24 protein-coding genes and 1 tRNA gene are annotated in these 23,855 nt (G+C 43.6%); 9 read left to right on the forward strand and 16 right to left on the reverse strand.

Annotation, left to right across the window (positions count from 1 at the left end; translation table 11 throughout):
- The first annotated feature begins 28 nt into the window (after nucleotides 1–28).
- Nucleotides 29–775 carry a hypothetical protein gene (locus tag ACOOFG_RS02635; protein ID WP_420422094.1) on the forward strand — a complete coding sequence of 249 codons (747 nt, stop codon included), beginning with the start codon at nucleotides 29–31 and terminating at the stop codon, nucleotides 773–775.
- Here the strand turns inward: ACOOFG_RS02635 and ACOOFG_RS02640 are convergent.
- Both ACOOFG_RS02640 and ACOOFG_RS02645 read right to left on the reverse strand, forming a co-directional pair.
- Entirely contained in the window at nucleotides 767–3,805 is a 3,039-nt protein-coding gene (locus ACOOFG_RS02640) for a hypothetical protein (RefSeq protein ID WP_420422095.1), read from the reverse strand. The genes ACOOFG_RS02635 and ACOOFG_RS02640 overlap by 9 nt on opposite strands.
- Nucleotides 3,806–3,807: 2 nt before the next feature.
- A complete protein-coding gene (locus ACOOFG_RS02645) occupies nucleotides 3,808–5,346 on the reverse strand; it encodes a hypothetical protein (RefSeq protein ID WP_420422096.1) in 1,539 nt (512 codons plus the stop codon).
- A gap of 141 nt (nucleotides 5,347–5,487) precedes the next feature.
- On the opposite strand from ACOOFG_RS02645, the gene ACOOFG_RS02650 reads away from it, so the two are divergent.
- Together ACOOFG_RS02650 and ACOOFG_RS02655 are read left to right on the forward strand one after the other, a co-directional pair.
- Entirely contained in the window at nucleotides 5,488–5,655 is a 168-nt protein-coding gene (locus ACOOFG_RS02650) for a hypothetical protein (protein ID WP_420422097.1), read from the forward strand.
- 4 nt (nucleotides 5,656–5,659) lie between these two features.
- Nucleotides 5,660–5,821, forward strand: a complete 162-nt coding sequence (locus ACOOFG_RS02655; RefSeq protein ID WP_420422098.1) for a hypothetical protein — start codon at nucleotides 5,660–5,662, stop codon at nucleotides 5,819–5,821.
- Here ACOOFG_RS02655 and ndk read toward each other — a convergent pair whose 3' ends face one another.
- The gene (ndk, locus tag ACOOFG_RS02660; protein ID WP_420422099.1) at nucleotides 5,822–6,247 is read right to left on the reverse strand and encodes a nucleoside-diphosphate kinase; all 426 of its coding nucleotides are present in this window, start codon (nucleotides 6,245–6,247) and stop codon (nucleotides 5,822–5,824) included.
- A gap of 146 nt (nucleotides 6,248–6,393) precedes the next feature.
- On the opposite strand from ndk, the gene ACOOFG_RS02665 reads away from it, so the two are divergent.
- Together ACOOFG_RS02665 and rfaQ are read left to right on the forward strand one after the other, a co-directional pair.
- Nucleotides 6,394–7,302, forward strand: a complete 909-nt coding sequence (locus ACOOFG_RS02665; RefSeq protein ID WP_420422100.1) for a hypothetical protein — start codon at nucleotides 6,394–6,396, stop codon at nucleotides 7,300–7,302.
- Nucleotides 7,303–7,354: 52 nt separating this feature from the next.
- Nucleotides 7,355–8,413, forward strand: coding sequence for a putative lipopolysaccharide heptosyltransferase III (gene rfaQ / locus ACOOFG_RS02670; RefSeq protein ID WP_420422101.1), 1,059 nt, complete (start codon nucleotides 7,355–7,357; stop codon nucleotides 8,411–8,413).
- Here rfaQ and lptB read toward each other — a convergent pair.
- Genes lptB through kdsA form a run of 4 tightly spaced genes read right to left on the reverse strand, consistent with a single transcriptional unit; the run spans nucleotide 8,351 to nucleotide 11,850 of the window.
- Nucleotides 8,351–9,070, reverse strand: a complete 720-nt coding sequence (gene lptB, locus ACOOFG_RS02675; protein WP_420422102.1) for an LPS export ABC transporter ATP-binding protein — start codon at nucleotides 9,068–9,070, stop codon at nucleotides 8,351–8,353. The genes rfaQ and lptB overlap by 63 nt on opposite strands.
- Complete coding sequence (locus tag ACOOFG_RS02680) at nucleotides 9,067–10,464, reverse strand: hypothetical protein (protein WP_420422103.1); 1,398 nt, start codon at nucleotides 10,462–10,464, stop codon at nucleotides 9,067–9,069. Before ACOOFG_RS02680 ends, lptB begins: the two co-directional genes overlap by 4 nt.
- The gene (locus ACOOFG_RS02685; protein WP_420422104.1) at nucleotides 10,457–11,032 is read right to left on the reverse strand and encodes a hypothetical protein; all 576 of its coding nucleotides are present in this window, start codon (nucleotides 11,030–11,032) and stop codon (nucleotides 10,457–10,459) included. Before ACOOFG_RS02685 ends, ACOOFG_RS02680 begins: the two co-directional genes overlap by 8 nt.
- Nucleotides 11,026–11,850, reverse strand: coding sequence for a 3-deoxy-8-phosphooctulonate synthase (kdsA, locus tag ACOOFG_RS02690; protein WP_420422105.1), 825 nt, complete (start codon nucleotides 11,848–11,850; stop codon nucleotides 11,026–11,028). Before kdsA ends, ACOOFG_RS02685 begins: the two co-directional genes overlap by 7 nt.
- Before the next feature lie 87 nt (nucleotides 11,851–11,937).
- On the opposite strand from kdsA, the gene ACOOFG_RS02695 reads away from it, so the two are divergent.
- Nucleotides 11,938–12,014, forward strand: a tRNA-Arg gene (locus tag ACOOFG_RS02695).
- Nucleotides 12,015–12,045: 31 nt separating this feature from the next.
- The gene (locus tag ACOOFG_RS02700) at nucleotides 12,046–14,664 is read left to right on the forward strand and encodes a hypothetical protein (protein ID WP_420422106.1); all 2,619 of its coding nucleotides are present in this window, start codon (nucleotides 12,046–12,048) and stop codon (nucleotides 14,662–14,664) included.
- A gap of 85 nt (nucleotides 14,665–14,749) precedes the next feature.
- Here ACOOFG_RS02700 and ACOOFG_RS02705 read toward each other — a convergent pair whose 3' ends face one another.
- Together ACOOFG_RS02705 and ACOOFG_RS02710 are read right to left on the reverse strand one after the other, a co-directional pair.
- Nucleotides 14,750–16,681, reverse strand: a complete 1,932-nt coding sequence (locus ACOOFG_RS02705) for a hypothetical protein (RefSeq protein WP_420422107.1) — start codon at nucleotides 16,679–16,681, stop codon at nucleotides 14,750–14,752.
- Between the two features lie 58 nt (nucleotides 16,682–16,739).
- Complete coding sequence (locus tag ACOOFG_RS02710; protein ID WP_420422108.1) at nucleotides 16,740–18,659, reverse strand: hypothetical protein; 1,920 nt, start codon at nucleotides 18,657–18,659, stop codon at nucleotides 16,740–16,742.
- A 117-nt stretch (nucleotides 18,660–18,776) separates the two neighbouring features.
- Here ACOOFG_RS02710 and ACOOFG_RS02715 point away from each other — a divergent pair, with 117 nt between their 5' ends.
- A complete protein-coding gene (locus tag ACOOFG_RS02715) occupies nucleotides 18,777–19,877 on the forward strand; it encodes an Lpg1974 family pore-forming outer membrane protein (RefSeq protein WP_420422109.1) in 1,101 nt (366 codons plus the stop codon).
- On the opposite strand, the gene ACOOFG_RS02720 is transcribed toward ACOOFG_RS02715, so the two are convergent.
- From ACOOFG_RS02720 to ACOOFG_RS02745, 6 genes are all read right to left on the reverse strand, one after another.
- Nucleotides 19,874–20,236, reverse strand: coding sequence for a hypothetical protein (locus ACOOFG_RS02720; RefSeq protein ID WP_420422110.1), 363 nt, complete (start codon nucleotides 20,234–20,236; stop codon nucleotides 19,874–19,876). The genes ACOOFG_RS02715 and ACOOFG_RS02720 overlap by 4 nt on opposite strands.
- 94 nt (nucleotides 20,237–20,330) lie before the next feature.
- Nucleotides 20,331–20,585: a KH domain-containing protein gene (locus tag ACOOFG_RS02725; protein WP_013944281.1), complete on the reverse strand. Its 255-nt coding sequence runs from the start codon at nucleotides 20,583–20,585 to the stop codon at nucleotides 20,331–20,333.
- A 142-nt stretch (nucleotides 20,586–20,727) separates the two neighbouring features.
- Nucleotides 20,728–21,657 carry an RluA family pseudouridine synthase gene (locus tag ACOOFG_RS02730; RefSeq protein WP_420422111.1) on the reverse strand — a complete coding sequence of 310 codons (930 nt, stop codon included), beginning with the start codon at nucleotides 21,655–21,657 and terminating at the stop codon, nucleotides 20,728–20,730.
- Between the two features lie 43 nt (nucleotides 21,658–21,700).
- The gene (locus ACOOFG_RS02735) at nucleotides 21,701–22,006 is read right to left on the reverse strand and encodes a hypothetical protein (protein WP_420422112.1); all 306 of its coding nucleotides are present in this window, start codon (nucleotides 22,004–22,006) and stop codon (nucleotides 21,701–21,703) included.
- Nucleotides 22,007–22,010: 4 nt separating this feature from the next.
- Nucleotides 22,011–22,211 (reverse strand): hypothetical protein, encoded by a 201-nt coding sequence (locus ACOOFG_RS02740; protein ID WP_420422113.1) that lies wholly within the window; start codon nucleotides 22,209–22,211, stop codon nucleotides 22,011–22,013.
- Between the two features lie 122 nt (nucleotides 22,212–22,333).
- Nucleotides 22,334–22,573, reverse strand: coding sequence for a hypothetical protein (locus tag ACOOFG_RS02745; RefSeq protein WP_420422114.1), 240 nt, complete (start codon nucleotides 22,571–22,573; stop codon nucleotides 22,334–22,336).
- Nucleotides 22,574–22,655: 82 nt separating this feature from the next.
- Between ACOOFG_RS02745 and ACOOFG_RS02750 the strand changes: the two genes are divergently transcribed.
- Entirely contained in the window at nucleotides 22,656–23,252 is a 597-nt protein-coding gene (locus ACOOFG_RS02750) for a regulatory protein RecX (protein WP_420422115.1), read from the forward strand.
- Here ACOOFG_RS02750 and ACOOFG_RS02755 read toward each other — a convergent pair.
- Entirely contained in the window at nucleotides 23,206–23,853 is a 648-nt protein-coding gene (locus ACOOFG_RS02755) for a glycerophosphodiester phosphodiesterase (RefSeq protein WP_420422116.1), read from the reverse strand. The genes ACOOFG_RS02750 and ACOOFG_RS02755 overlap by 47 nt on opposite strands.
- Nucleotides 23,854–23,855 lie beyond the last annotated feature (2 nt).

The raw sequence follows: 23,855 nt of genomic DNA on the forward strand, positions 1-23,855 counted from the left end.
ATTTAGCGAAAAAAATCTGGAGAATCAAATGTCTACTAACTTACCTATTACAGCTGATAACGTTCGAAATCTAACTTGTCTTCCCAAAATTCTTGGAGATAATTTTGATGAAAATTTTAAGAAAATAGAACCTCATCTGGAAAAGATGGCAAGTCCTGCTGGTATGAGTGTAAGCGGTATAGCAGATGTTGACACGAGAGTTCATGTTGGTTGGAGTTATGGAACTGATCAAAAAATTGACGGTTTAATTTTTAGTATCTACAAACCTTCAAAAAATACATATGACAGTCCTACCCTCAAGGGATTCAAAATAACTAAAGAATCCAAGAATTGTGAGCGTTTTTCGGCAATTTCTGAGCCAGGTGAAGCTTATACTCAACATCATGTTCAACACGCTAATATGTTTTCAATAATATCTCTTACTTCGTCTTCCGAATTTTTTGGACTCTTTATTGACCCAAAGCCATCCGACAAAGAAATCACATTCGATGCAAATTGGCTTGATACATCAGAAAAAATCAGAGAATTTTATAAGGATAATGGTCAAGAACGGATACTAGACAACCTCCTTAAGTGTTCTCCAAAAGAATGTTCTCCGAAAGCCGATGCTCCAACAGAGAAGGTGGAGGGGTCTACTCCTGAGAAAGAGGTGCAAGAGACAACAAGTGGCACCTCTCGTATGAGGCAATACGTTGCTCTTGGAGGCGCACTTCTTCTGCTATTAGCTGTGGCGTATTATGTGCAGCAGCAAGGGCCCTTTTCGACTTCAGCTTAGAGCAACCATCCGATAAAAACGTCCTTTGAGCATGAGTAGCTGCCATGCGACATGGTGGGGTGCGAACTTTAATTTTGGAAAGCGAACGATCATTTCAGCACCGCCAGCTTTGAATCCCACCATCATGTAGTGATCAATTTGAACAAAGATCATTTTGAGAGGGATTTTTAAGAGATCTTTTTCGTCTGTGACAAGCAACTCTCCAACTGTTGTGAAGTCTGTAATGGGAGTTCTTGTACGTTCAAAATGTTCAAGCGGTTTATCGATAGAATTATTAATGCAAAATCCTGCATGAAATTTTAAGGGAATGTTTGGAGGGAGGAGTGAAAGGCATTTGAGATGTTCGTTGGGATAGAGGGTGCAAGCTGCAGCCATTGCAGTGAAGGTCGTTGCGGAACAGGGGAGAATATGATGCGTTGAGAGGACGCGCATCGCTTGGCGCGTTTGCATGCGCATCCTTTTTAAAAAGGCAAAAATTGCGGGGGCGAGATCTGCTTTTGAACCTTCTTTGGGTTCATAATCAGACCAGGCTTGCTTTGCGTCAGCATAGAATTCTAGAAGGTCCTCAAGCTTTTCTATGGGTTCATCCTTATAGGCGCGTAGCCCACAGTAATATTCATTGCAGGTTTCGAGATATAAAACACTGAGTAGCTTAAAAAAGTCTTCTTTTTCTCTAACTAATACTTCTATGGGCACTCGAAGAGGAACTTCTAGAGAAACTGTTTTTCCACTGCCTTCAAAGATGAGAGTTCCCAAAAAGAAAGAGCGACCACTGATCAACTGCCACTCTCCGTAAAAAAAGGTGTGAGGAAGGTCAAAAGGAGCGTCTTCAAGAGAAGTATAGGTAAAGGCAGATGGTGGTTGCACAACCACTCCACTATCATCGATCTTTTTAGGAAAAAAGGATTGGAACAAGGGAATGCCTGGGACATCTTTATCACCAGCGCCGACAGCTACTCCAAGCAGCGGAAAGTTTATTTGGGAGGCAAGTTGCATGACTGTGACTTTCAAAAGCTCGTTTTTTTCTACAGATCCGATATGTGGTCGCGTTTTATACTCATCTGAGCAGGGTAACAACCCGTTTGGAGCTGGAAAAATCAGCTGGCCTGTCATGTTTGAAATGGCTTGTTGCGTAGCTGTAGGAAGGATCATTTGATCGACAAGTTCAAGTTCCGACCGCATTCCAGCTAAGAGGGTGAGATGTTTTGGAACTTTTTTGTGCAGCTTCATGTTGGGGTGAAAGAAGAGGAGTTGAAAGGCATTTTCCGATGTGACAGGGCGGCCAAAAAACAGATCAAGTCGCTTCATGAAATTTAAGATTCCTGCAAAGCAATTGCGTTCTGAAAGTCCTGTGTCTCCTTCTGGTGTCGTTTTAGATGCAGCCATGACAGCAAAGAGATGCAGCTCTTGATTGATAGAAAGTCGGTAGATTCGACTCTTTTCTAAGAGTTTTACTGCAAAAACAACGTCATCTTGTGAGTTTTGGACGCAAGCATGGAGAGCGACAAATGGAGCTTCTCCATCTAAAGGGACTTTGGGATCAAAAGGCAGTCCTGTCAACAAATGATTCAAACGGAGGCGCACTTCTTCTATTTCTAGAGGACAGTTGATAACGAAATCGAAAAAGAGGGGAGAGGGAGTCATACGGAAGGCTTCGAAGTGTTGGGAAATTTCTTTGATGAGAAATCTTTCTTTTTCATATTGATTTCCGTCTCGATGCTTTTTCACAAAAGCTAGAATTTGCCTGGTACTCACCTGCATTTGTGGGCTATCAGAACACGCGTTTAAAAATATGATTGCGTCTAAAAGTCTTGGAGCATGAAGGAAGTTGGCGAGAAGAAAAAAAGCGTGCTCCTCAAAGTCTTCACCGTTGAAGGTTCTAGGGGAGGTACTGCAACTTGCTGCTCCGATTTGTGGATATAAGATTTTCAAAGACTTTACATTGGCTAAAGCACCTGACAGGGTTCTGGAGTCAGAGCGGAAATCACTTTGATCTAGTCCCCCAACGTCCTCCATAGTACGGTTGCGAAAAAAGATCCAATTTAAGATTTCTTCAGAATTGCTGGGAGAGCAGCTAAGCAGATTTAAAGCGATACGTAAGTCTCTCAAAATGGAATTTTCAATGAGATCTCTTGAAAGATCCCTCATGTTGAATTTGTCAGGAGGGCAAAGGGCAAAAGCTACTCGCATCCTTAGTTCTTCATTTTCCATAAACTTGACCAGAAGTTGATGTCGAAAGCGGGAAGGGAGTCGATGTTGGAGAATGGCTTCAATGAGATTGAGGGTTCTTTCACAGACATACTCTTGAAAGCTGCAACCAATGGGTAAATCTAAGGGATCGGGAAGCTTATAATCAGGAGTAAACTCCATGACTTTGACAAGAGGAGCCAGGGCATGCTTTGCAAGAAGGGCTGAGGCTTTCTCTCGTTGATTGGTTTTTTCTGCCCATTCTTTGATGAGATAAGCCCAAGAAATCCCTCTCATTGCATCACAACGGGTGACGAAAAGTAGGAGTTCATTGGTTGCTTCTGGGGGATCAGGTTTGAGTGAAAGGATATGAAATAGTGAGGCTTTAAGAGCTGCGTGAGGTTCTTCAAGAGCAACGTATTGAGCAGGCTTAATTGCAGCGCATGGAAGTTCTGGGACCTCAAGTTGAGGAGCAGGAAGATTTAAGAGCAAAAAATGAATGTTTCGATTTCTTAAAGCTTCGGGAGTTTCCACAGAAAGAATACTTCGTTTCGATCCAAAAGGTGAAGGTGGGGGTAAATGTCCTTCTCTTAAGCTGTTTTGAATTTTGCTTAGCTTTTTGTAATAGGAGACATAGACCTCGGCGAGCGACACTTTCGCTCGACTCTTATATTCTTTTAAGTAAGTCGCGATAGGGATGGCAAAGCGGAGACCAAAAGAGTGAATTAAATACTGAGCCACTTCCATGGCAACTTGCTCCATCTTAGCTTGACGAGCTTCTTGCAACTCTCGTAAGTTAAATTGGTGTGTCTTGAGAGCTTGCGTAAGTTCGACTTGAAGCATGGTTAGTCTCCACTTGGATGGATTCCTATAAGAGGTAAAAAGTTTTGGAACCACCAATTCCCGGTAAGTAGAAGGGCTACTGCGGGAACATGAGCGGGATAAGGACGTTTCCTCCGAGATCCACGCTCTGAGGCTAGTGTTCCAAGAGCCCAGGCAAGAGAAACCCAGGCAATGACATCGAAAGCAACTTTTGCTACTCCATATGTATTCAGAGCGATGTCACCAATATTCATCCATTGATCAATGGCAACATACAAAAGTGGAGGAAGAAGGGAGTAATTCGTATAGAAAAATGCAGAGGCTGCCAAACGTGATGTCTTTTCGTCGATTGTGACCTTATTGATGAGCCTTGAGAGGCTGTAAGATCCATAAAGCATCGCTCCAAAGCATGCTAAGGTGATTTGATCATCTGTTGTTCCAATGGCCATGTTCCAGATAATAAAGCCACCGACTCCGGCGATTCCAAAAAGGTATTTGAAGATGTCGACGAAAGTCATCATGAGATTTTGAGGACAGGTACCATTGATGCACGAATAAAAAGCATTCTTTATCCGCACTAAAGTGTTTTCGGGTGCATTGGGGTCTCGCTCTAATTCGGACATATTGACGATGGGGGTGGTTGTGAAGCGGATGATATCGATCTGACGTTGAATCCCTGTCAGTGCTCCTGCGAAAAAATCAGTAGGTGAGCTGTTTACACCTAGCAAAAGCCCAGGGAGGGCTATGGAGAAAACGTGGAGAACTTTCTCTGTCATTCGCATGATATAGACAGAGTGATGCATGCGTTCTGAAAGAGGTCTTGGATCGTCAAGCACATGTTCATGAAGAGGATATTTGTATTCAAAGTACAATCGGAGCATGTGAACGAGTTCATAGGCCAGCCCTCCAATTGCATTTCCCAAAAAGAGATAGCCGACTTTAGCGAGAATAAACCAGTTAGGAGCAAAAACGTAGCCACATGTCAGTAGAGCTCCGGCTATGATCGCCTTTGCCATGTCTCCGATGATTCTTTCGACTCCTGTGTTTCCAAACAAGACTTTGACGAAGCGAGTGCTTTCTACAAAATATGAACTGGTTCGGTCTTGATCAAGTGTCAGCTGAGACAGCGTTGTGATCACTCGGACGACGTGTGTTCCAAAAAGACCGTAAAGGACTCCATTGATGATCCCTTCATCAATCGGATTTTCGGGAATATTGAGAATGATTTGTGTGAGCGATAAAAAGATATCTGCACCATAGTCGCTAATGATATGGGATTCAACGTTGGCAATGGGTTTGATGTTTTGAAAAGCAAATTGGCAACAGACTCCAGCAGCTCCCATCATGAGAGTGTTGATCGGGTTTGAAAATGTCAAAATGGTACGTACGGCAATAAGTGAAACTGTTAAGATGATGCCGCTTGTTGCAAAAAGGATGTTCCAACCGCTACACTCTGTACTGGTAGAACCTTCTGCAACGATGTCATTGAGAAGCGTCGATTCTTCTGTAAGGTCTCTACGCTCAGTTCGTATAAGCGCGAGAGCTTCGCCTTCTGAAGCCATTCTAGCAGCTCTATAGTTTCAGTTTTCAGTCTCGATGGGAAAGTCTAGGCATAAAGAGTTTTTTTTTACAAGAACCTAGGCAAAAATCTTCGCCCTATGTTACTCGGGTAGAAGAGACCGTTATCAAACATCGGAGATGAGATGCGATTACCGTTTTATGGACTTGTAGCAGCGATTTTTTCTCTAGTGAGTATCAGTGTCGGATGCTCAAAGAAACAAGATGAACATTTTGGGACGCAACCAAATGGCGAACAGGACGATGAATCATTTGGTCCGAACCCTGGGGACAAACTTTGGGATGAGGAGTGAGAAGATGAAGAAATTTTCAAACCTACTCTTGCCAGTTGCTTGCTTTTCTCTATTGGTCTTTACAACTGGGTGTGCAAAAGAAGATAAAGAACCAAAGCACGGTCAGGAGCACTTTGGCCCCAACCCTGGAGATGGAGCCGATCGTAACCATGCTGCGGATGAATGATTAGCGGCTAAAGATTTCGCTATCTTTAAAGAAGAAAGCGACTTCAGTTTTAGCTGTGTCTGGGCCATCTGATCCATGCACTGCGTTGGCATCAATGGTTTCAGCAAAGTCTGCACGAATCGTTCCTGGAGCAGCTTCTTCTGGGTTTGTAGCTCCCATCAAGTCACGATTTTTCAAGATCGCATTTTCGCCTTCTAGAGCTGAAATCAAAACAGGTCCTGAAGTGATGAAGGTAATGAGATCTTTGAAAAAAGGGCGCTCTTTGTGAATCGCGTAAAAACCTTCTGCTTGCTCTTGAGAAAGGTGAAGCATTTTTGCTGCGATGATTTTGAGTCCTGCTTTTTCGAAGCGGGATAGAATTTCACCAATGCAGTTTTTTCCGACTGCATCTGGTTTAATAATTGATAAAGTTCTTTCTTTGGTCATTTTTAAATCCTTGACATAAGTTTAGGTTAAAAATGATAACCTATTGCGCAATATTTTTCAAATCCTGACGAGGGAATTGTTGAGATTTTTAGAATAATTCTTTACACTGCTTGTCCATCCACCCAACCAACATTGAGGCATAGTCCATGGCAACAATTGCTAGCTTACAAGATCCAATTACACTAGAAAGAACTCGAAATCCTGTCATTTCGGAAAAATGTTTTCATACATTCCAAAGAAGTGGGATCCGTGGCACCTTGTACACTGATCTTGAATCAAGGTTAGGCAATTGGGACTTGAGAGTGCCTCATGAGTATGAATGCGCTCTCTGTAAAGAAAAGACTCCGATCGAGCAAATCGTGACAAATGATGCATGGGTACGACTTAATACGTTGATCGACCGCTATATCAAAGAAAACAAGGGCGAAGATCAGAAAGCCGAAGACTTTGAGAGTGAGATTGGAGGAATGGAAATTGCTGAGCTGCATGCTTGGGAGTTGGGTCAGAACCTCCTGGAGATTAAGGCTGCCTGGGAAAAAGAGCATACAGAAAGCAAGTGGGAAGATCTTCAAGTTATTGATTTTCTTAAGTGGAAAGAAGATCCTACAGTACAAAAACTCTTTGACGCATGGAAAGAAGAATACCCGACTAAAATCGCAGATCACCTTCATATAGATGATTTATTTAATCATGCCGTAATGGCGCAGAAAAAGAAAAAAATTGATGTTTTTACAGACATTCGCCCTTCACACTTGCTTGGTTATACAACAGAAGATCGGGATGAAAAAAAGATTCAGTCTTCCCTTTCTAGAGCCCCTTCTTTTGCGGCAGAACCGTGGTCCTCTTATGAGTCGTTGAAATTTATTGTGAGCTCTATTTACAATTTCGCTGTGGCATTGCTCTTTGAGGTTGGCCTTTATCTCTTGTATTTTTGGGAATGTGGTTTTTTGACCAAAGAGCAATATACGGATTTAAGAGCGAAACATGTGATTCATCGGATCATGCCACTCTATTTACAATATATGGGGTTGCCCACTGAAAAACCAACCGATTGATTTTTCTCAAATTCAACGTGTTCTTGTTGCTAAGCTTCGTCATCATGGAGATGTGCTTCTTTCTGCCCCTGTATTTTCGGTCTTAAAAAAGTATCATCCTCACCTTGAAATCGATGCGTACATCTACAGCGAGACGTTGCCAATGCTCGAAGGGCACCCGGCAATTTCTAAGTTTGTGCAGTACGATAAGAAATGGAAGAAGCTGCCTAAGCACCGCCGGTTTTTAGAAGAGTGGAAACTGCTTAAAAAGATCCGCCGTGGCGGTTACGATCTTGTGATCAATTTGACCGAGGGAGATCGAGGAGCAGTGGCAGCGAAGGTTTCGCGGGCTCCTTTTGCGATTGGGTTTGATCCCCAGGGTGGTGGGATGATGCAAAAGAAAAAGTGTTACACCCATTTGATCAAACACACACCCAAGCCGCGCCACACGGTTGAAAAACAGCTGGATGCTTTGCGCTGTTTGGGACTCCATCCAAAAGAAGAGGAACGTGACCTTTTCTTTCACGTTCCAGAAGAAGCGCTCTTGCGTGTTGAGACGCTGCTGCATGAAAACGGTGTTGAGGTGGGACAATTTATCCAAGTGCATCCGGTTTCGCGTTGGATGTTTAAGACGCTTCCGGCTAAAACGATTGCTGAAGTGCTTCACTTTTTGCACGATCAAGGAAAGCAAATCGTTTTGACGGCAAGTCCCGATCCTGCTGAGCGAAAAATGAACGAGGAAATCGTCTCTCTAGCTCCTTTTGCCATCGATTTGTCAGGTCAGATTTCACTCAAAGAACTTGGTACAATGATAGGGATGAGTCGGATGCTTTTTTCTGTAGACTCAGTGCCTGTGCATTTAGCAAGCGCTTTGAAAAAACCAACGGTTGTAGCATTTGGGCCAACCTGTGAACAGAACTGGGGTCCTTGGCGTCATCCGGCTTCGCGTGTGGTGACCCAAAAGCTTTCTTGTCGTCCTTGTTATCAGCCGGGATGTGGCGGAAGTGGCAAAAGTGATTGCTTAACCACTCTGTCAAGTCAGTCGATCATAGAAGCAATTCAAGATGTTTTAGAGTTTGAAGTCTTGTCCAAAGTAGGTTGCCTTAGCTCGCTCGTCAGCGAGGAGCTCTGATACCGTTCCACCCATTGTCACACGTCCTTCTTGAATCAGATAACTATGGTCAACGATCGAAGAAATTTCGCGCGCGTTGTGATCGGTGATCAGGACGCTAATCCCTTTTTGTTTGAGATGACGAATCATTTGTTTCACGTCATAAATAGTGATCGGGTCGATGTTGGCAAAAGGTTCGTCAAGTAAGAGGAGACTTGGGTTGGTTACAAGGGCGCGGGTGATTTCTAAGCGTCTTCTTTCTCCTCCAGAGAGAGTGACAGCTCTTTTTTTCGCGAGATTTTCTAAGTGAAGTTCTTCAAGAAGCTCATCTAATCGACGCTTCCGCTCCTCTTTGCTAATCGGCAGTGTCTCCAAAATGCAGAGGATGTTTTGCTCGACAGTGAGCTGACGAAAGATCGAAGGTTCTTGGGCGAGGTATCCCATGCCCATTTTTGCGCGTCTGTGGATGGGGAGACGTGTCACATCTTGATCGCGAAAGAAAACTTCGCCACTGTCGGGTTTGACCAGACCGATGGTCATGTAGAATGCTGTGGTTTTCCCAGCTCCATTAGGACCAAGCAGCCCGACAATTTCACCTTCCTTAACAGTAAAGGAAAGGCCGTTGACGACTTTTTTTCCTGAGTAGGCTTTCGTGAGGTTACGCGTCTGAAGAATCATGAGCGGATGGCTCCTTGGGGGAAAAGTTTGTGAAGAGTTTCTTGTTGCTCTTCGTTAAACGAAAAGCGGACATTCCCAATCCCTTTGATCACATCCTTACCAGTTACGGGGTCGGGGGTGACGACAATTTCTTGTGCGCTGAGTTTGAGATTTTGTTCTTCATGCCAAAAAAGAACTTGGTGGCCTGGCTCTGCAAGAAGGCGCATTTCTTTTGTTTGAGGATTGAGTAAGACTTCATCTGCCAGACCGCAGCGAAAAGGGGTGTCGGGGTCACTCGATAAGAGACGGACACGTCCTTTCAAGTTAACTGAAGTGGGTTTGAGTTCCATTTGGTAGAGGCTGTATTCGAGTGAAGCTTCATCTGCTTGCAGCGAGAGGTCGCCTTTGATAAAGACGAGTTGCTTATCAAAGGGAATGGAGCCTTTTTGCTTGGGGCTTGTTGCTGTGACGAGAAGAAGATCGCGGTCAAGCATCAGCGTACCAAAAGTGGTGAGAGCATGTTTTTCTTCTGCAGTGTCAGACGATCTTAGGGTGGTGGGACCTGATGCAATGATCGATTGCATCACATATTTCCCAAACTGCTCTTTTTGAAAAAAGCGAATGGTGTCTTCTCCTTCAATGGTACCCAGAAAGTCATCTTGAATGAGAATGTTTTGCTTGAGAGTCATCACATCGTTTTCATCATCCCAATAGAGAAAGCGGGAAGAAAAATTGCAAGGGCGACTCTTGGATTCGGGAAAAAAGAAAGAAGAGACTTTTCCTCGGGGGGATTCCATTTCAAGATTGCGATTTTCTAAATGGATTGTGATTTGCCTCGCTTCGACTTCATCTTGCATATGGGTGAGGTGGCAAGGAGTCGTGATTTGAGACGTCGAAAGCGTTTCGTTGTCAAAGTGAGCTTGATCGGCATCGAGGTGATACTTATTGGCATAATCAATATGGACATTCTCTTTTGCCATGAGAGAGCTAATTTCTAAAATGTGTTCATCTTGTTCTTCAAATTGGAAGTCGATTTGTCGGCTGACAAGATCCAGTGCCTCTTTTTTTCGACTGCGGTAGAGAACAAGTTTGTCTTGTGAAAGAACTGTTCCAAAACGCTTACAGAAGTCTAGCTGGGCTTCGTCACAATAAAGCTCTGACTCGTTTTGAAATGAAAAGGAGACATCTTCTTCTAAATGCATGTTTGTAAAGGGAAAGTCCTTTTCCCTTTTTTTTAGTAGGGCTTGATGGGTCTGCATGTGCCCTAAGTCGTGGTAGAGTTTCACTTCTCCAACGAGTCGCAAAAAGTCTCCATCATAAGAGGCATAATCCGAAGAAATGTCAGACGAGAGATCGGGCGACTGCGTTGCACCAAGTAAGAGAGTTGAAAGGAGAAGTGGGAAAAAATTAATCATGTTGTTTTTGGGGGCGAATGTGGGCTTTAAATTTTTCAGCATGGAAATTGGGGGAATTTTCAGAAAAAGAGAGGGAAACGTCTTCCGCAACTCCTTTTAAAAACGCGGAATTAAAATCGAGCTTGGTTTCAAGTTCTTTTCCAGGAATGCGGAATAGGGCCAAAAAGACCTGGTGGGCGTCAAAATACTGGTTAGAATAACGGTAGGTTCCCGATTCAGACTCGATGAAGCGGATCTGTTGCATCCCGTCTTCAATGTTTTCTTGGAGATAGCATTTCATTCCTTGCATTTCTTCAACGAGTTCAAAGTTTTCTCCTTTTGGATAAGCCGTCAGAATCGAGCGGGGGCTCATCATCCGATGATGGAGACGTCCGTCGTCATCTGACATCCACAGGTCCTTTTGCACTCCACTACGTGTTTGTCTTGTCGGATAGCATGTGGCAACTTTGGGAGTAGACCATTCCTGCGGGTTGTTTTCCAACGATCCGCGCATGAGAACATAGGTCACGGCGACTCCGGTGACTACTACAAGTGTTGCTAAGGAGAGGAGAGTGATGCGTCTCAGCATAAAACTTCTCGTGCATTTAAGAGTTCATGAAGTGGTTTTGCGATCTGGAGAAATTTTTTGAGGTCTTCGAAAGGCATAACTGAGTGTTTATCGCTTTTTGCTTCCGCTGGATTTGGATGAGACTCGATGTAGAGGAGGTCAGCACCTGCTGCCAAAGCAGCTTTTGCAAGTGGGATGATAAACTCTCGGTTTCCACCTGATTGCTCCCCCATTCCTCCTGGGAGTTGAACGGAATGGGAAGCATCATAGCACACAGGGAAGCCAAACTTTTTCATGATAGGAATCGCACGCATGTCAGACACTAAATTATTATAGCCAAATGACGTTCCTCGATCTGTGAGAAGGATTTGATCGTTTCCAGTGGAGAGGATTTTTTTCACAGCATGTTCCATATCCCACGGGGCCATGAACTGTCCTTTTTTGATGTTGATCACAGCTCCGGAGTTTCCTGCAGCAATGAGCAGATCTGTTTGGCGGCAGAGGAATGCGGGAATTTGAAGAACATCGCACACTTCTGCCGCAGCAGTTACTTCTTCAGGGTGATGAATGTCAGTGAAGACAGGGACATCAAATGTTTCTTTCACTTTTTGCAGAATGCGTAACCCTTCTTCCAAACCTGGGCCGCGATAAGAATCTATTGAAGAGCGGTTAGCTTTATCGTAACTCGATTTGTAGATCAGTTGGACTCCAGCCTCTTCAAACATTTCTTTAAGTTGGCCTGCAGTTTCCAAAGCATGCGCTTCATTTTCAATCACACAGGGGCCTGAAATCACGACGAGGGGGGCATCTGAAGAGAGCTTCACATTTCTAATTTTCAAGATTCATCTCCGTTAAGTAGTCCATTTACAACTAAATATACTTGAAAATCATTTTTCCTATGCATAAAATCATGAAAAATTGACCATGGATTGATAGCTCAGTTGGATAGAGCATCCGCCTTCTAAGCGGACGGTCGCAGGTTCGAGTCCTGCTCAATCCGCCATTTAACAACGTGACTTTCGGCATAAAACCGCATGGCTCTTCTTGGAGATTTTGAATTTCAATCGAAAACCTTTCCCGATTTGGAACAGGTGATTAAGGGTTTTCATGAAAAGAGTTTTCTTGAATTGAACGTTCTTGAGAAAAGCGATACGATCAACCGAGCATTGTACAATCTGATTCAGAAAGAAGAAGGCCCGACGTTTCTCTTAGGAGCCGTTGTCGATTACATCAGTCGCATCAAAAAAGAAGCGGTCATTGAAAGTTACAATTTTGCTTCATTTGAGCTTTGGCTCAATCAGTTTTCAGGACTTTCTGCAGAAGAAAATTACCGAGTCCGCGCAAAAATTGCTGGGAAATGGGTCCCTCGCGACACGTATCAGATTTACTTTCCCATTGGAATGGGTAAGAGGTACCGTGGAACCCATTTTGTCACGGCTCACATGTCTCCCGATTTAGATACGACCGTTGCCTCTTTTTGGGGGTGGATCGATTCGTTTGCAGCACGTGTCTCAGAGGGGCTGCATGTTTGGAATGTTCCGGGGGGGCCTCCCTATACCCAGGTCGAAATCACCCTTTTATTCAAAGATCTTTTTGGGAGTGAGGTTTTCAACTGCGTCGCAAAAACCCGTCTGTCACTCACTGTGACAAGTATAGATTTGATGACTCAAACGGGACTGAGCAAACGTGGAACTCAAAACTTGGCTCTTAACTTTGACCATGAGCGAACGCGGAATGCTGTAGTTGTGGTGGATGATCAAGGCTATTACCTTGGCGACTGGCGTTCCATCGATGTTGAAGGAGTTCGTCAAATTGTCATGTCCCTCAATAACTGCCTCATGTGGCTCGAATCCAACCTTCACATTCATCTCATTTCGTGCTTTGCAAAAACCGATTTATCTGTCAACCACATTTCAAAAGTGATTCGTGATATTTTAAACGTTAAGATTGGGGAGTGCGAGCCTGCAAAAGAATTGCCACAGAAGCAACTTCAATTTGTCCATGACTACCTTGTTAAGGTCCTTCATGTTGACAAAGGAACGGAAGCAACCTTTGAAGATTTTGCGCTTTCGATGGAGAAGATGGGAATTGTCAACTTTACTGAAATCATCACCTGGCTCAAATCACTCATTGAGTCGGATCTCTTCGATGCCTCGGGAAAACTCACAGAAAATCGCCCGCGTATCTTCAACCAACTTGAAGTGCTTGTAAAAATGCTGGCAGAAGCCTTTCATAGTATTCGTCGGTTTGTTGACAGGTTAGAGATTGCTTTTAAAATTAAAACCGATGTGTTTGGTTTTGTGCCACAGTATCTATCACATCGCACAGATGTTGAAGAAATCCGCTCAAAAATTGGCAACTATACCTACCTAACAGTCAACCGCACCGATATCGATGGACGCCTTGTTCCGATTGGACTTGTCCAAGCAGCTGATCTTCAAAAAGAGCCTCTTGGAACAGTGACTTTGCGTGATTTTTGTAACCGCGAAGAGATGAACATCCCATCCTATCTTGAAGTCATTAGCGTGATTGACCATCACAAAAGCACGTTAAATACCGATATGCCTCCACGCGCGATCATCAGCGATGCGCAGTCTTCAAATGCAATCGTTGCGCAAATGGCTTTTCAGATTAATGACATGTATGGAACAGGGGGAATGACACTTGAGCAAATTGAAGCTCAACTTAAAGAGCTTGAAAAAGACCTATCAAGTGCTGTGAACATCCGCAAAGTGCAACGTTTGCTCCAACATAAAAAGGTTGTGCAGTCCGATTGTCACCACTATGTCGATCCTAAGCGGGAATTTGCCGAGTACCTCCATTTTGTCTATGCAATCCTAGATGATACCGATCTTCTCACCAAAGTCTCACGTGTCGATGTCGAGATTATGGCTTCTCTTCTCAACCGTTTAAAGTCACTCATTGAGCAAAAAGAGATGGAGATCGTTGACTTTGATGACATCAAGGAAGATCACGACTTCACGAAGAAAGCGGCCTCACGCTTGCTTCAAAACAAAGATTTTTACTCTCTCTATAGCAAAGTGTACTTGCATAAAGAGCAAAGTGTGGGCGAAAACCTCGAGGATTGCGCTAAAGGGCTGAAGTCAAATATCTTCAGCGACACTAAAATCCTCAACATGTGCAACCGTGTGAGCCAAACCAAGATTTTTGCGCGCAACTACACGACATTTGAAACACATGCACCTGAGCTCCGTCGCATTTGGTATCAAAATGCACAAGCATCCTATGAAAACAATCACGAGTTGCTCTTGCATCTTCATATGGTCTCAACGGTGACAAGCGCAGATGACCTTTTCAAAGGAAAAGAGATTTCTTATTGGCACCAAGACGAGCTGTGGATTTGGATTCCTCCGGTGGATGGAGCCTTGGAAAAACTCAAGCTCTTCTTAAGTTCATTCAAAAGCTCGCCCAAAATCCAAGCTATCGGAAATTGGAACGTTGAGTTCTTAGGAGAGAATGCTAAAGAACTGTCTCAAGTTTTCAAAGAGAGCTTTTTGAAAGCGCCGCACAAAATGCCCGATCCCAAAGCCTCGAAAGAGGCCCTTCCCATCGCCATCTTGCGCTTTGATGCTGGCCGCCTCAACTCACGCAAAGGCTTAATTGCTCCTTTCCTCCCTAAACTGAGTCAATAAACGCCCAATCAAGAAATGGGAGTCTTACTTTTCTTGAGAATTCAATAAACCCTTGAACTTCCTCATGAGTAATCGGGGAGAGTCGCTAACTTGAGGAGGGTATCTTGTCTTTTTCAGGAACTTTCATTAGAGAAAGCTTTGGGATGGAAGGCTGCTGAGGTTTTGGCTTTTGGCTCTGAATGTTTTGCTGCTCGAGCGTTTGCTGTAATTGTTGGAAAAGACTCCGCAGTGTTTCAGGAAGATCTTTAATTTTAATTTTACTGATGATGTCTTGAGATTGCTTCAACAGCACGGAATTTTCACACCGCATCATTCGAGCAAACAACAAATTATGGATCCCTATGCGGACTTTTAAGAGTGATTCTTCCAAGGCGTTTTCTTTGTCTCCTTGAGAACACAGGATTTGTAAATTGATAAAAAAGGCACTTTCCCACTTTGCCTCGCTTCTCACAAGAAGATCCACGCAGTCGAACGCACCTTCCCTCCAGCGCTCTATAAGCCTTTCTTTGTGTGTGTCATACTCATGATGATGAATATCCAAAAGAAGAGTTGGATTCACGACATAATTCAAAGTATTTTCTAACTGATCATGAGTCAATTTTAGCTGTTCGAAGATAAGATTTAACATGGTAGCATTTCCCATTGCAGCACATAAATCAAGACAAGCAATCGCATCTGGTCTTAAGGGGAGGTGTAAAAATTTATGATGCGTTTTTTGTGATAAATCGACTCGCTTTTTAATTAATGCAGAAGAAATCGGATCAACGCCGTAGAAAAGTGCAGCATGGATGCCTCCATACCCTCGGATAGGGTCCACTTCCATGAGGTCATCGATTTGATCGAGAATTTTTTCGCGCTGTTGTTCATTTAATTCAGCCCATGTTCTTAGTCCTTCCCATGTCTGGCTTTGACCTAAGTATGTTTGAATTTGGGAAATTTGCAAATCGGATAGAGCTGCTGCTTCTTGCGCTGAAGCTTGAACATTTTCCAGAAAAACTTTCGAATTCAAGACGCTATCTGCTAACAATTCGCAATGCCGTCTGAGGCCATGCAAGTTTTCTTTCAGAACCGTAGAGCTAGGCTCAAACAGCTCGACTCTTGGTGAGTCAGAGTCATCTTGAAGTGTCTTGAGGTCAACCAGCCGAAGAAAAGCTTTGTAATCACAGATGGCTTGGGGAAAAAACTGAAAGCATGTATGAGCAACAGCATTTGCTTTTTCAACCACGCATGCCCAGTTTACAATCGGATCCGTTACATCCTGTGGATAATGTTGTTTTAAAAAGGCGGCGTACATTTCATTGCGGCTTGGATCAAGCTCTGAGATTTGACTTTGAAATTGTTTAACTGTCGTTTGAAGCTCATTGAATACGCCTTTAAAAGCTGTCGAAAAAATTAACGAGGAGTCGATACAAAGGCTCAGCTCCTCACTTGGAGGGCGTTCATTGACTAAAGCTTTTCTTGGAGATAGAGGAGAATCCTCCTCTTGGTTACTCAGCTTCTCTTTAGCCTTAGAAGATAGACCAAATTCAGTTTGAGTTGATTTTATTTTACTTTCTAACTCTTGTTGCATCTGGTCTAGCCATTGCATTTCAGGACGACCCTTTAACCAAAGTTCGTAACGGTGTTTTTTTTCATCCTTGATTTTTGATTGTTGAGCAGCAAAAAAAACAGGTAGATAGTCTTTTATCTCATTCAATTTTTTGTGAATGAAGAATTGCAGACACTCTTCAATCGGTTTTTGTTCAAAATGAGGAGCTTCATCAGGCGATTCAAGCAATTCACACTGATCCTCATAGGCAGTTTTTTGCGCCTCCACACCCTCCAAAACGTAAATCTCAAAGAGCTCTAACATGGTAGTGCAGATCTCCGAGGTATACATCGTATTCCAAAGCGTGAAGTTTGCTGCTTTTTGAATACAGGTTAAAGCAGCCTGTTTATTTTTTGATGCTTCTTGTAGCATTGAAGCAAGCTGCAAAGTGGATTGCGGACGCGAAGAAGCGCGAACGTGATTAGCCATTTTTCCCTCACATGACCTTTTTATTAGACTTTATTTACTGCTGATCCTTGATATGGTATCAGTAGCGACGCAAACGGACTTTGCTCCCACCATATGCGCTCACCGGAGGAGGAGGATTGCAATAGTAGTTGGGCTGTCCTTGTGTGCTTTGATTGACTGCATTTCCTAATTGATTGATCACATGATTGATTCCGCCATTTCCATTGAGAAAGACTGTTAAAGAGCTAAAAAATTGGATGCCTGACCCTGTTGGTGTTGAAATGGCTGTATTGACGGTTACGTCATAATCCCGAAAAAACGAATAGACTCCTACGCCATAGGCCATGTGGTTTTTAACATTTGTGTCCACTCGATAAGCGACGTAGTTGTTTGTTGCATAGGACTCATCAACATCATAGGGATATTCGCACTGGAAAAAATAGGTGCGGCCATTGTCACCATTCCAAACACTAATGTCTTGTAACGTGTGTTCGACGGCGAGTCCATAAGCTGTAACATTGTTGCCATTAGCGATGAAAGCGTTATCACAAGGATTGTCACCGTTTTTCACAAGACCTCCACTTGTGTTCCCTGGAATTCCATAGTGATCAGCACGCCAAAGCCAAAGATTGTCGCAGACAATGTTATTGCTATTGATCGTTACCATCGAAGAAGCTTTAAGTTGAGGCTGTGTACTAGGATTATTGGTTCCTCCAACACGTGCAAAGCAGTCGTATAAGAATCCATTTGTCGGATTATCACCTGGGCTTCCCCATTGCAGTAAGGTCGTTGTGTTTGTTTCTCCAGCTTGAAGCAAGATGCCTCCAATTCGAATACCACTTGCTGAACCTACGATAATGCAGGGCTTGCCGGTCGTAGAAATTAAAGTTGGGTAACCAATTCCCAATACAACTGTGTTTGCATTGTTTACAGTAATAGAGTCATCGAGATTGTAGATACCTGGCGATAGAACGACGTGAAGGTCTGAAGCGAGTTTTGCATTGATGGTAGCAGCTGAATCACTTGCAGTTGCAACGAACACGTTCTCAAAGTCTACTGAGGTTGGGGTGATAGGAGGATTTTGATCAAAAGTGGTTCCAACCTTGTTTGTTTCAACGGGGGGAATCTGTAAGTAGAATTTGCTGCTGTCGTAGGTGATGAACGGCTTTTCTGCAATGATGGGAGTGGCTGCAACGTTGACAAAAGGACCACTTCCACAATTTGAAGCTGGGGCTCCCGTTGAGCCAAGGAAGTTTATATTCCACGCTCCATTAGGCCAGCTATCTGTTGAAACATTGCGCGCAAGCCACTGTTGTTGGGAGCCAGAATCGGTGATGCCATCCACTTGACAGTCGGCACAGAAACCGCCGCTAGCATAACCCGCAGCAGGATCACCTGAGTTTTTCACATATTCATAGAGATAAAGGTTATTGTTATTTCCGGAGACATGAACGCGGCGCAAGGGCGCAGCCTGTGAAACAGCCCACAAAAATCCTTCGATTCCCGTGGTCCATTCCCATCCTTGGTTTCCACTAGGCTCTGTTTTGAAATTCTCTGCAGAGCGCCAAAACGTATTGAGCGCGCCAATTGTGAAATTTTCTAAATTTCCCTCTTGGCAAATGACGCCTCCTCCATTTGCCGTTCCAATTGTTGTATCATCGGGTGACTCACCCAGTCCAATGACAGATGTGTAATACCCAACATTGACATTTGTGTTTTCATAAGTTCCTGGTCGGAAGAGAAGGGCGTAACGCAAATTGCTCCATTGTCCTAAGTCTGGGCTTTGACCATTATTTGTGAAAATCTGGTCGACAATGGGTTGAATGTTTCCGCCTGTATCATCAGATGGATCGAAAACTAAAACTCCGCCATTTGCCACAGCATTATTCCAGCAGGCACTCGTATTATCCCAACAAGGGGGAGGGTTGGGTTCTGCTGCAGTTAAACAAAGATTCAAGGTAATAAATGAGAGTAACAACAGGAATTTTTGCATTTTCATTTCGATCCTCTTCAGTGGTTCGGAAAGAAAAAAGGCTACTTGTAAAAAAAATTTTACTCAAGAAAATTTCTACTATGTTAGGAAGGAAGTGGAAAAGAATTGAATTTTAGGAGACCCATGTTTAAGAAGACCTTATTTGCTTTCACACTTCTATGTAGTTTGAGTTATGCAGCTGACAAGCAGCCCATGTTTAAGCAGGGGGATGCTCCTTTATCTGATCAAGAACACACACCCTCATTCAACCATCCCGCTGGGGTTAACCTCAATCAAAGCATTCAGGGATACATTACAGCTTCGTATCTGTATTGGTATGCTGCGCAAGATGGCTTAGATTTGGCGACGACTGCAGCTTTTAATAATGGCGCGATTGCTCCTGCAACAAGTGAAATGAAGACAATTATGCAGGACTTTGACTACGCCTGTGGTTTTAAAGTCGGTCTAGGTATGGGTTTTGACTTTGATCAATGGGAACTTGGTGTGGATTATACTTACTATCGTTTAAATGAGACAACTTCTAAAAGTGCACCCACTCTCACTCCAGGAACCGGCGTGATCTTTTCCAATAACTGGTATCTACAAAGTTCTGCAGCAAATCAAGGAATTGCAGGGGATAAGCTTTCTTCAAGATGGCGCTTGCGCATTGATTGGATTGATGCTACACTGAATCGTGCTTATTATCAGGGGGAATGTTTGACGCTCAGACCTTACGTCGGGCTCCGTACCTCTTTCATTCGACAAACGCTCAACGTTTCCATGTCTGACCTTGCAAATGTGAACCCTGTTTCCGAGCCGGTCAAATCACGAAACTCTTCTAATTCTTGGGCGGTTGGACCACGCGGCGGGATTCAATCTGCATGGCTACTCGGCTATGGTTTTAGTTTTATTGGGGACGTGGGAGCCAGCTTGCTCTATACCCAATATAGCAGCGTCAAGCATTCTGAAAGTGCTGTGACACAAGGAAGCACAGGAGCAAAGTATTCAAGCCGTGATGTGAACACACTGAGACCAATGTTGGAAGCAAGCCTCGGTTTTAGGTGGGGACATTACTTTGGATGCAATGCGTACCATCTTAGCCTTGCAGCAACTTATGACTTCAATTATCTATGGTCGCAAAACATGATCCGCCAGCTGAATGACATGTTCATCACAGGAACCTCAGCAGGTCCTGGCGATCTCTTTTTACATGGTTTGACGATCACAGCTCGCTTCGATTTTTAGCGGAGCCAGCCAATGGTTTGAACTAAAGGTTTACAATAAGGCTGCTGTGCACACCAACTAATAAAGTTAACAACGTGCTTACAAGCCGCCGGAGTCGAATAAGAAGTTGTGCCATACCAACTGGCACAGTGATCCATTCCTTTAAATATCAAGGCAACTTCTGCAATGAATATAGCTGCGAAAAAAGAGGTTTTGATCCAAGTTGGAATCGCATCAATGTGTTGATTTATTTTTTGACGCAATGTGAGCTCGGGTTCTGGCTCTGCTTTCTTTTGTGTAGGGTCCCATTGTTCAATAAGCGCCCTAACTTTACCTGGTGATCTGTCGTCTACTCCGACATGATAGTTTTTTGTTGCCATGTCTCTCTCCCAAAAAATTTGAATTAGGGGGAAAATTATAGCATATGAGAAGAAAAAAGAAAAGGTGTGCTGAAGGCACACCTTAAATGATTTTTTAAGCTTCGACTGGAGCTCCACCTTCTTCTAGAATCTCGAGGTTGACTCGGATTCCATTACGGCTGGCAACAGACATGAGCAGTGTGCGAATTGCATTGATGGTCTTACCTTTTTTTCCAATGATCTTACCGATATCGGATTTTTCAACACTGAGTTCGATGATGAGAGTTTGGGACCCTCCAATTTCGTTGATTTTAACTTTGTCTGGGTTGTCGACGAGGTTTTTGACAATGTATTCCACAAATTCTTTCATGGTGCGATCCTTCGTTCAAAATTCAGAATAGAAGCTACAGTAGGCTGCCTTCACGTTTCTATGATACTACAATCATACATATAAATCTAGAAAATTGGAGGATATTACGCGATAAAAATTTCTTGAGAAAAGTTTTAAGGAGCTATTTTTGAAGGGGTTGGAGGAAAAAATCTTCTGATACGTTTTCCAAATCTTCAGGCATAGGGGCAGACAAGTTTAAAATTTGACCTGTGACAGGATGGGAAAGCTTGATTTTGGCAGCATGAAACAATTGACGTGAAACTTGGTACTTTTCATTGATTTTTTGAGATCCGTAGACGGAATCTCCCAAGATGGGAGTGTAATTGTGTTTCAGATGGACGCGGATTTGGTGAGTGCGGCCTGTGATGAGCTTGGCGGAAATGAGTGAAAAATGCTCTCCCCGAGCTAAGGGGGTAATGATGGTTGTCGCTTCTTTTCCTGTTTCTAAAATGGTCATCTCTTTGCGGCGTACAGGATGACGTCCGATAGGAGCGTGGATGGTCGTGGCCTCGGGGTGTCCAATGGTGACTGCAAGGTACTCTTTTTCAATTTCTCGTCCTTTGAACTGCTCAATTAATTTTTGATGAGCTTCGACCGATTTGGCAGCAATGAGTATGCCAGAAGTCTCTTTATCGAGGCGATGGACGATGCCGGGGCGGTATTCTTTCCCGGGGAGGGGGGCTCCTTGGCAGTGGTGGAGCAGAGCGTGGACGAAGGTCCCTTTTGGATGTCCAGGAGCAGGGTGGACGACCATTCCAGGAGGTTTATTGATGCAGATCAGGTGGTCATCTTCATAGAGGACTTCGAGGGGAATCGGTTCGGGAGTGAGGTCAATCTCTTCGGTGGGGAGAAAGGTGACGTCGATTTGGTCGCCTGGACTGGGGCGGCACCGCTTTTTGATCACTTCTCTATTGAGAAGGACGGCTTCGCAGTCGATGAGATATTGAAAATAGGTGCGAGAATAGGAGGAAAAGCGTCTGGCAAGGAGCTTGTCCAAACGGTCGATTTCGTCTTCTTCAACGGTAAATTGATTTTTTAAAAAGCCTTTCATGAGGGGGATCATACCTCAGAGATCAATAGATCTCAATGAGGGATTAGTCATCCCCTTCTTCCGCTCTCTTGAGTTTTTGGGCGGTCTTCTTCTGCTGTTGCATTTCTTTTCCAATCTGCCGACTGATCTCTTGGCAGATGGACTGCATAAACTGCTGAACGAATCGATTAAGTTGATCTTCCGACATTCCTGGAAAGAAATGTTTGGCCCAATTTCGAATGGCAGTGTCTCCTTTGACATCATAAGCTTTACCCATGCCAGTTTGAATTTGAGCTGGAGGAGCATCTTTGGATGAAGGGGGAGGAGAAGATCCTGATGAAGGAGGAGTTACGCCACCACTATCTGACATCGGGTCACCTCAAGTTTGCTTTTTGTGCAGCGAGGCCTTGAGTGAGCTGCTGCTGCAAGAAGTCAAGCGCATCATCTTGTTGCGCATCAAAATTTGCAGCATTGACAGGAGCTGCTTCTTCTGCAGGAGCTGCAGGTTGGTTATGCTGTACATTTTGGCTAGGGTGTGTTCCTCCTGAACCTGAAATACTTGAAACGTCTACCATGTTGAACCTCAGAAACTCTCTTCTCTTTAACTGTTACCTTATCACTGATGATGCAAAAAAAAAAGCCCAAGATCTTCATCTTGAGCGTAAGTCTTTTTCAACTTGAATGTTAAAGTAAGAATTTAGAATGACTTCACGTCGCTTGCAACAGGACCACCCCAAATTTCTGCAACTTGTTGTTCGTAGTACTGCTCTTCCTGTGAACCTTGGTTCACTTGATCCATGTATTGTGAGGTGCCCTTATTTATTCCTTGAGCATACTCAGGGTTGTAGAACCAATCGTAAGCATCGTAGCCGCTTTGTTGTGATGAATTCTCGCTGACTTCATCAACACCAGTTACACCTTGAACTGCGTCACTCATGAAATCCTCCCTTCTTGATTTTCTTTGAGTCCTATGTTTATTATAGCTATAAATAAATAATTTATCAATCTTTGGTAAAATTATGATTAAGATCGAAAATGTTGAAAAACAGAAGTTTATGAATATATTGGTTGAGGGTGAATTTTGGAAAAAGATCGATAAAAAGCTCTATTCTAAGCATTTAGGAAAAATTCGTTCCTGTCCCGATAAAAAAAGCCTAACTGACTTGTTTTCAGTGCTCGAAGAGCAAGTTGCTTTAGGATATGTCTATAAACTACTGGTAATGAAGGGTTACCTTGAAAACCAGCTTCGTAAGAAACTAAAGGAGAAGCACTTTGAGGAAAAGGCGATAGAGGCAGTTTTAACCCTCTGTCGTGAGAAAGGGTATGTCAATGACGTCAGGGAGGCCAAAGGGTTCGTCGAGCGAGAGAAGCGGCGAGGGCAGGGCCCTAGGGCCATTCAGCGGCGTTTGAAGGAAAAAGCCGGGGAATCTCTTGAGGTTTCTTTCTCAGAGGAGGAAGAACGGGAGCGGCTTCGGGAGCTTCTTGAAAAGCGCTTCCCAGATCTAGCGGAGATGAAAACAAAGCAGCGAGCTTACCGCTTTTTCCAAAGGAGAGGATTTAGTGACCATCTTATCCGTGAGATCTTGTTTGCAGAAAGTGAGCCACATTGTTGGTAATGATGCCATCTAGTCCTTCCATGTGAAAACTAGGATCATCAATTGTCCATCCCCAGACTTCGATTTTCTTTGCGTGCAGGATTGCAATGCGCTTGGGATTTAAAAGTGGGTGGTGAAAGGCTAACACTTGAGGTTGCAGCTCTAAAAATGCATCGAGTTGTTTTTCTGATTCAACAATCCCAATAAGAGGCAATTCACTGTCTAACTTTTTCAGGTAAGCAACTAGGTTCACTTCAATCGAACCAATGAAAAAATGAGGCAGAGAGTCGCAACTTTTTAAAGCATCATAAATGATTTTCACATCAGATGGGTGCTTTGTTTTTTTGATTTCAATCATCAGCCCTGTTTTTTCAAACTCAAGATTTAAGAGTTCTTCGAAAGTGGGAATGTTTTCGTTTCGGTTTTTGACTTCTTTAAACGTGAGTTCACAAATGAGGGTTTCACTTTCTTTGTCGTCGTGAAAGACAATGGGAACTTTGTCTTTTGTTAATCGGATGTCACATTCAATATAATCAGTGCCAAGTTCAATCGCTCGCTCGAAAGCAGGAAGCGTATTTTCTAGAGCTTCCATTGAAGCTCCTCTGTGGGCGATGATTTTCATAT

The sequence above is a fragment of the Simkania sp. genome, from assembly GCF_965215465.1.
Taxonomy (GTDB): Bacteria; Chlamydiota; Chlamydiia; order Chlamydiales; family Simkaniaceae; genus Simkania.

Bases quoted from the DNA above. Each gene is read 5' to 3' on its own strand.
- ACOOFG_RS02635 (WP_420422094.1), top strand. From the start codon at position 29: ATGTCTACTAACTTACCTATTACAGCTGATAACGTTCGAAATCTAACT.
- ACOOFG_RS02640 (WP_420422095.1), bottom strand. From the start codon at position 3,805: ATGCTTCAAGTCGAACTTACGCAAGCTCTCAAGACACACCAATTTAAC.
- ACOOFG_RS02645 (WP_420422096.1), bottom strand. From the start codon at position 5,346: ATGGCTTCAGAAGGCGAAGCTCTCGCGCTTATACGAACTGAGCGTAGA.
- ACOOFG_RS02650 (WP_420422097.1), top strand. From the start codon at position 5,488: ATGCGATTACCGTTTTATGGACTTGTAGCAGCGATTTTTTCTCTAGTG.
- ACOOFG_RS02655 (WP_420422098.1), top strand. From the start codon at position 5,660: ATGAAGAAATTTTCAAACCTACTCTTGCCAGTTGCTTGCTTTTCTCTA.
- ndk (WP_420422099.1), bottom strand. From the start codon at position 6,247: ATGACCAAAGAAAGAACTTTATCAATTATTAAACCAGATGCAGTCGGA.
- ACOOFG_RS02665 (WP_420422100.1), top strand. From the start codon at position 6,394: ATGGCAACAATTGCTAGCTTACAAGATCCAATTACACTAGAAAGAACT.
- lptB (WP_420422102.1), bottom strand. From the start codon at position 9,070: ATGATTCTTCAGACGCGTAACCTCACGAAAGCCTACTCAGGAAAAAAA.
- ACOOFG_RS02680 (WP_420422103.1), bottom strand. From the start codon at position 10,464: ATGATTAATTTTTTCCCACTTCTCCTTTCAACTCTCTTACTTGGTGCA.
- ACOOFG_RS02685 (WP_420422104.1), bottom strand. From the start codon at position 11,032: ATGCTGAGACGCATCACTCTCCTCTCCTTAGCAACACTTGTAGTAGTC.
- ACOOFG_RS02700 (WP_420422106.1), top strand. From the start codon at position 12,046: ATGGCTCTTCTTGGAGATTTTGAATTTCAATCGAAAACCTTTCCCGAT.
- ACOOFG_RS02705 (WP_420422107.1), bottom strand. From the start codon at position 16,681: ATGGCTAATCACGTTCGCGCTTCTTCGCGTCCGCAATCCACTTTGCAG.
- ACOOFG_RS02710 (WP_420422108.1), bottom strand. From the start codon at position 18,659: ATGAAAATGCAAAAATTCCTGTTGTTACTCTCATTTATTACCTTGAAT.
- ACOOFG_RS02715 (WP_420422109.1), top strand. From the start codon at position 18,777: ATGTTTAAGAAGACCTTATTTGCTTTCACACTTCTATGTAGTTTGAGT.
- ACOOFG_RS02720 (WP_420422110.1), bottom strand. From the start codon at position 20,236: ATGGCAACAAAAAACTATCATGTCGGAGTAGACGACAGATCACCAGGT.
- ACOOFG_RS02725 (WP_013944281.1), bottom strand. From the start codon at position 20,585: ATGAAAGAATTTGTGGAATACATTGTCAAAAACCTCGTCGACAACCCA.
- ACOOFG_RS02730 (WP_420422111.1), bottom strand. From the start codon at position 21,657: ATGAAAGGCTTTTTAAAAAATCAATTTACCGTTGAAGAAGACGAAATC.
- ACOOFG_RS02735 (WP_420422112.1), bottom strand. From the start codon at position 22,006: ATGTCAGATAGTGGTGGCGTAACTCCTCCTTCATCAGGATCTTCTCCT.
- ACOOFG_RS02740 (WP_420422113.1), bottom strand. From the start codon at position 22,211: ATGGTAGACGTTTCAAGTATTTCAGGTTCAGGAGGAACACACCCTAGC.
- ACOOFG_RS02745 (WP_420422114.1), bottom strand. From the start codon at position 22,573: ATGAGTGACGCAGTTCAAGGTGTAACTGGTGTTGATGAAGTCAGCGAG.
- ACOOFG_RS02750 (WP_420422115.1), top strand. From the start codon at position 22,656: ATGATTAAGATCGAAAATGTTGAAAAACAGAAGTTTATGAATATATTG.
- ACOOFG_RS02755 (WP_420422116.1), bottom strand. From the start codon at position 23,853: ATGAAAATCATCGCCCACAGAGGAGCTTCAATGGAAGCTCTAGAAAAT.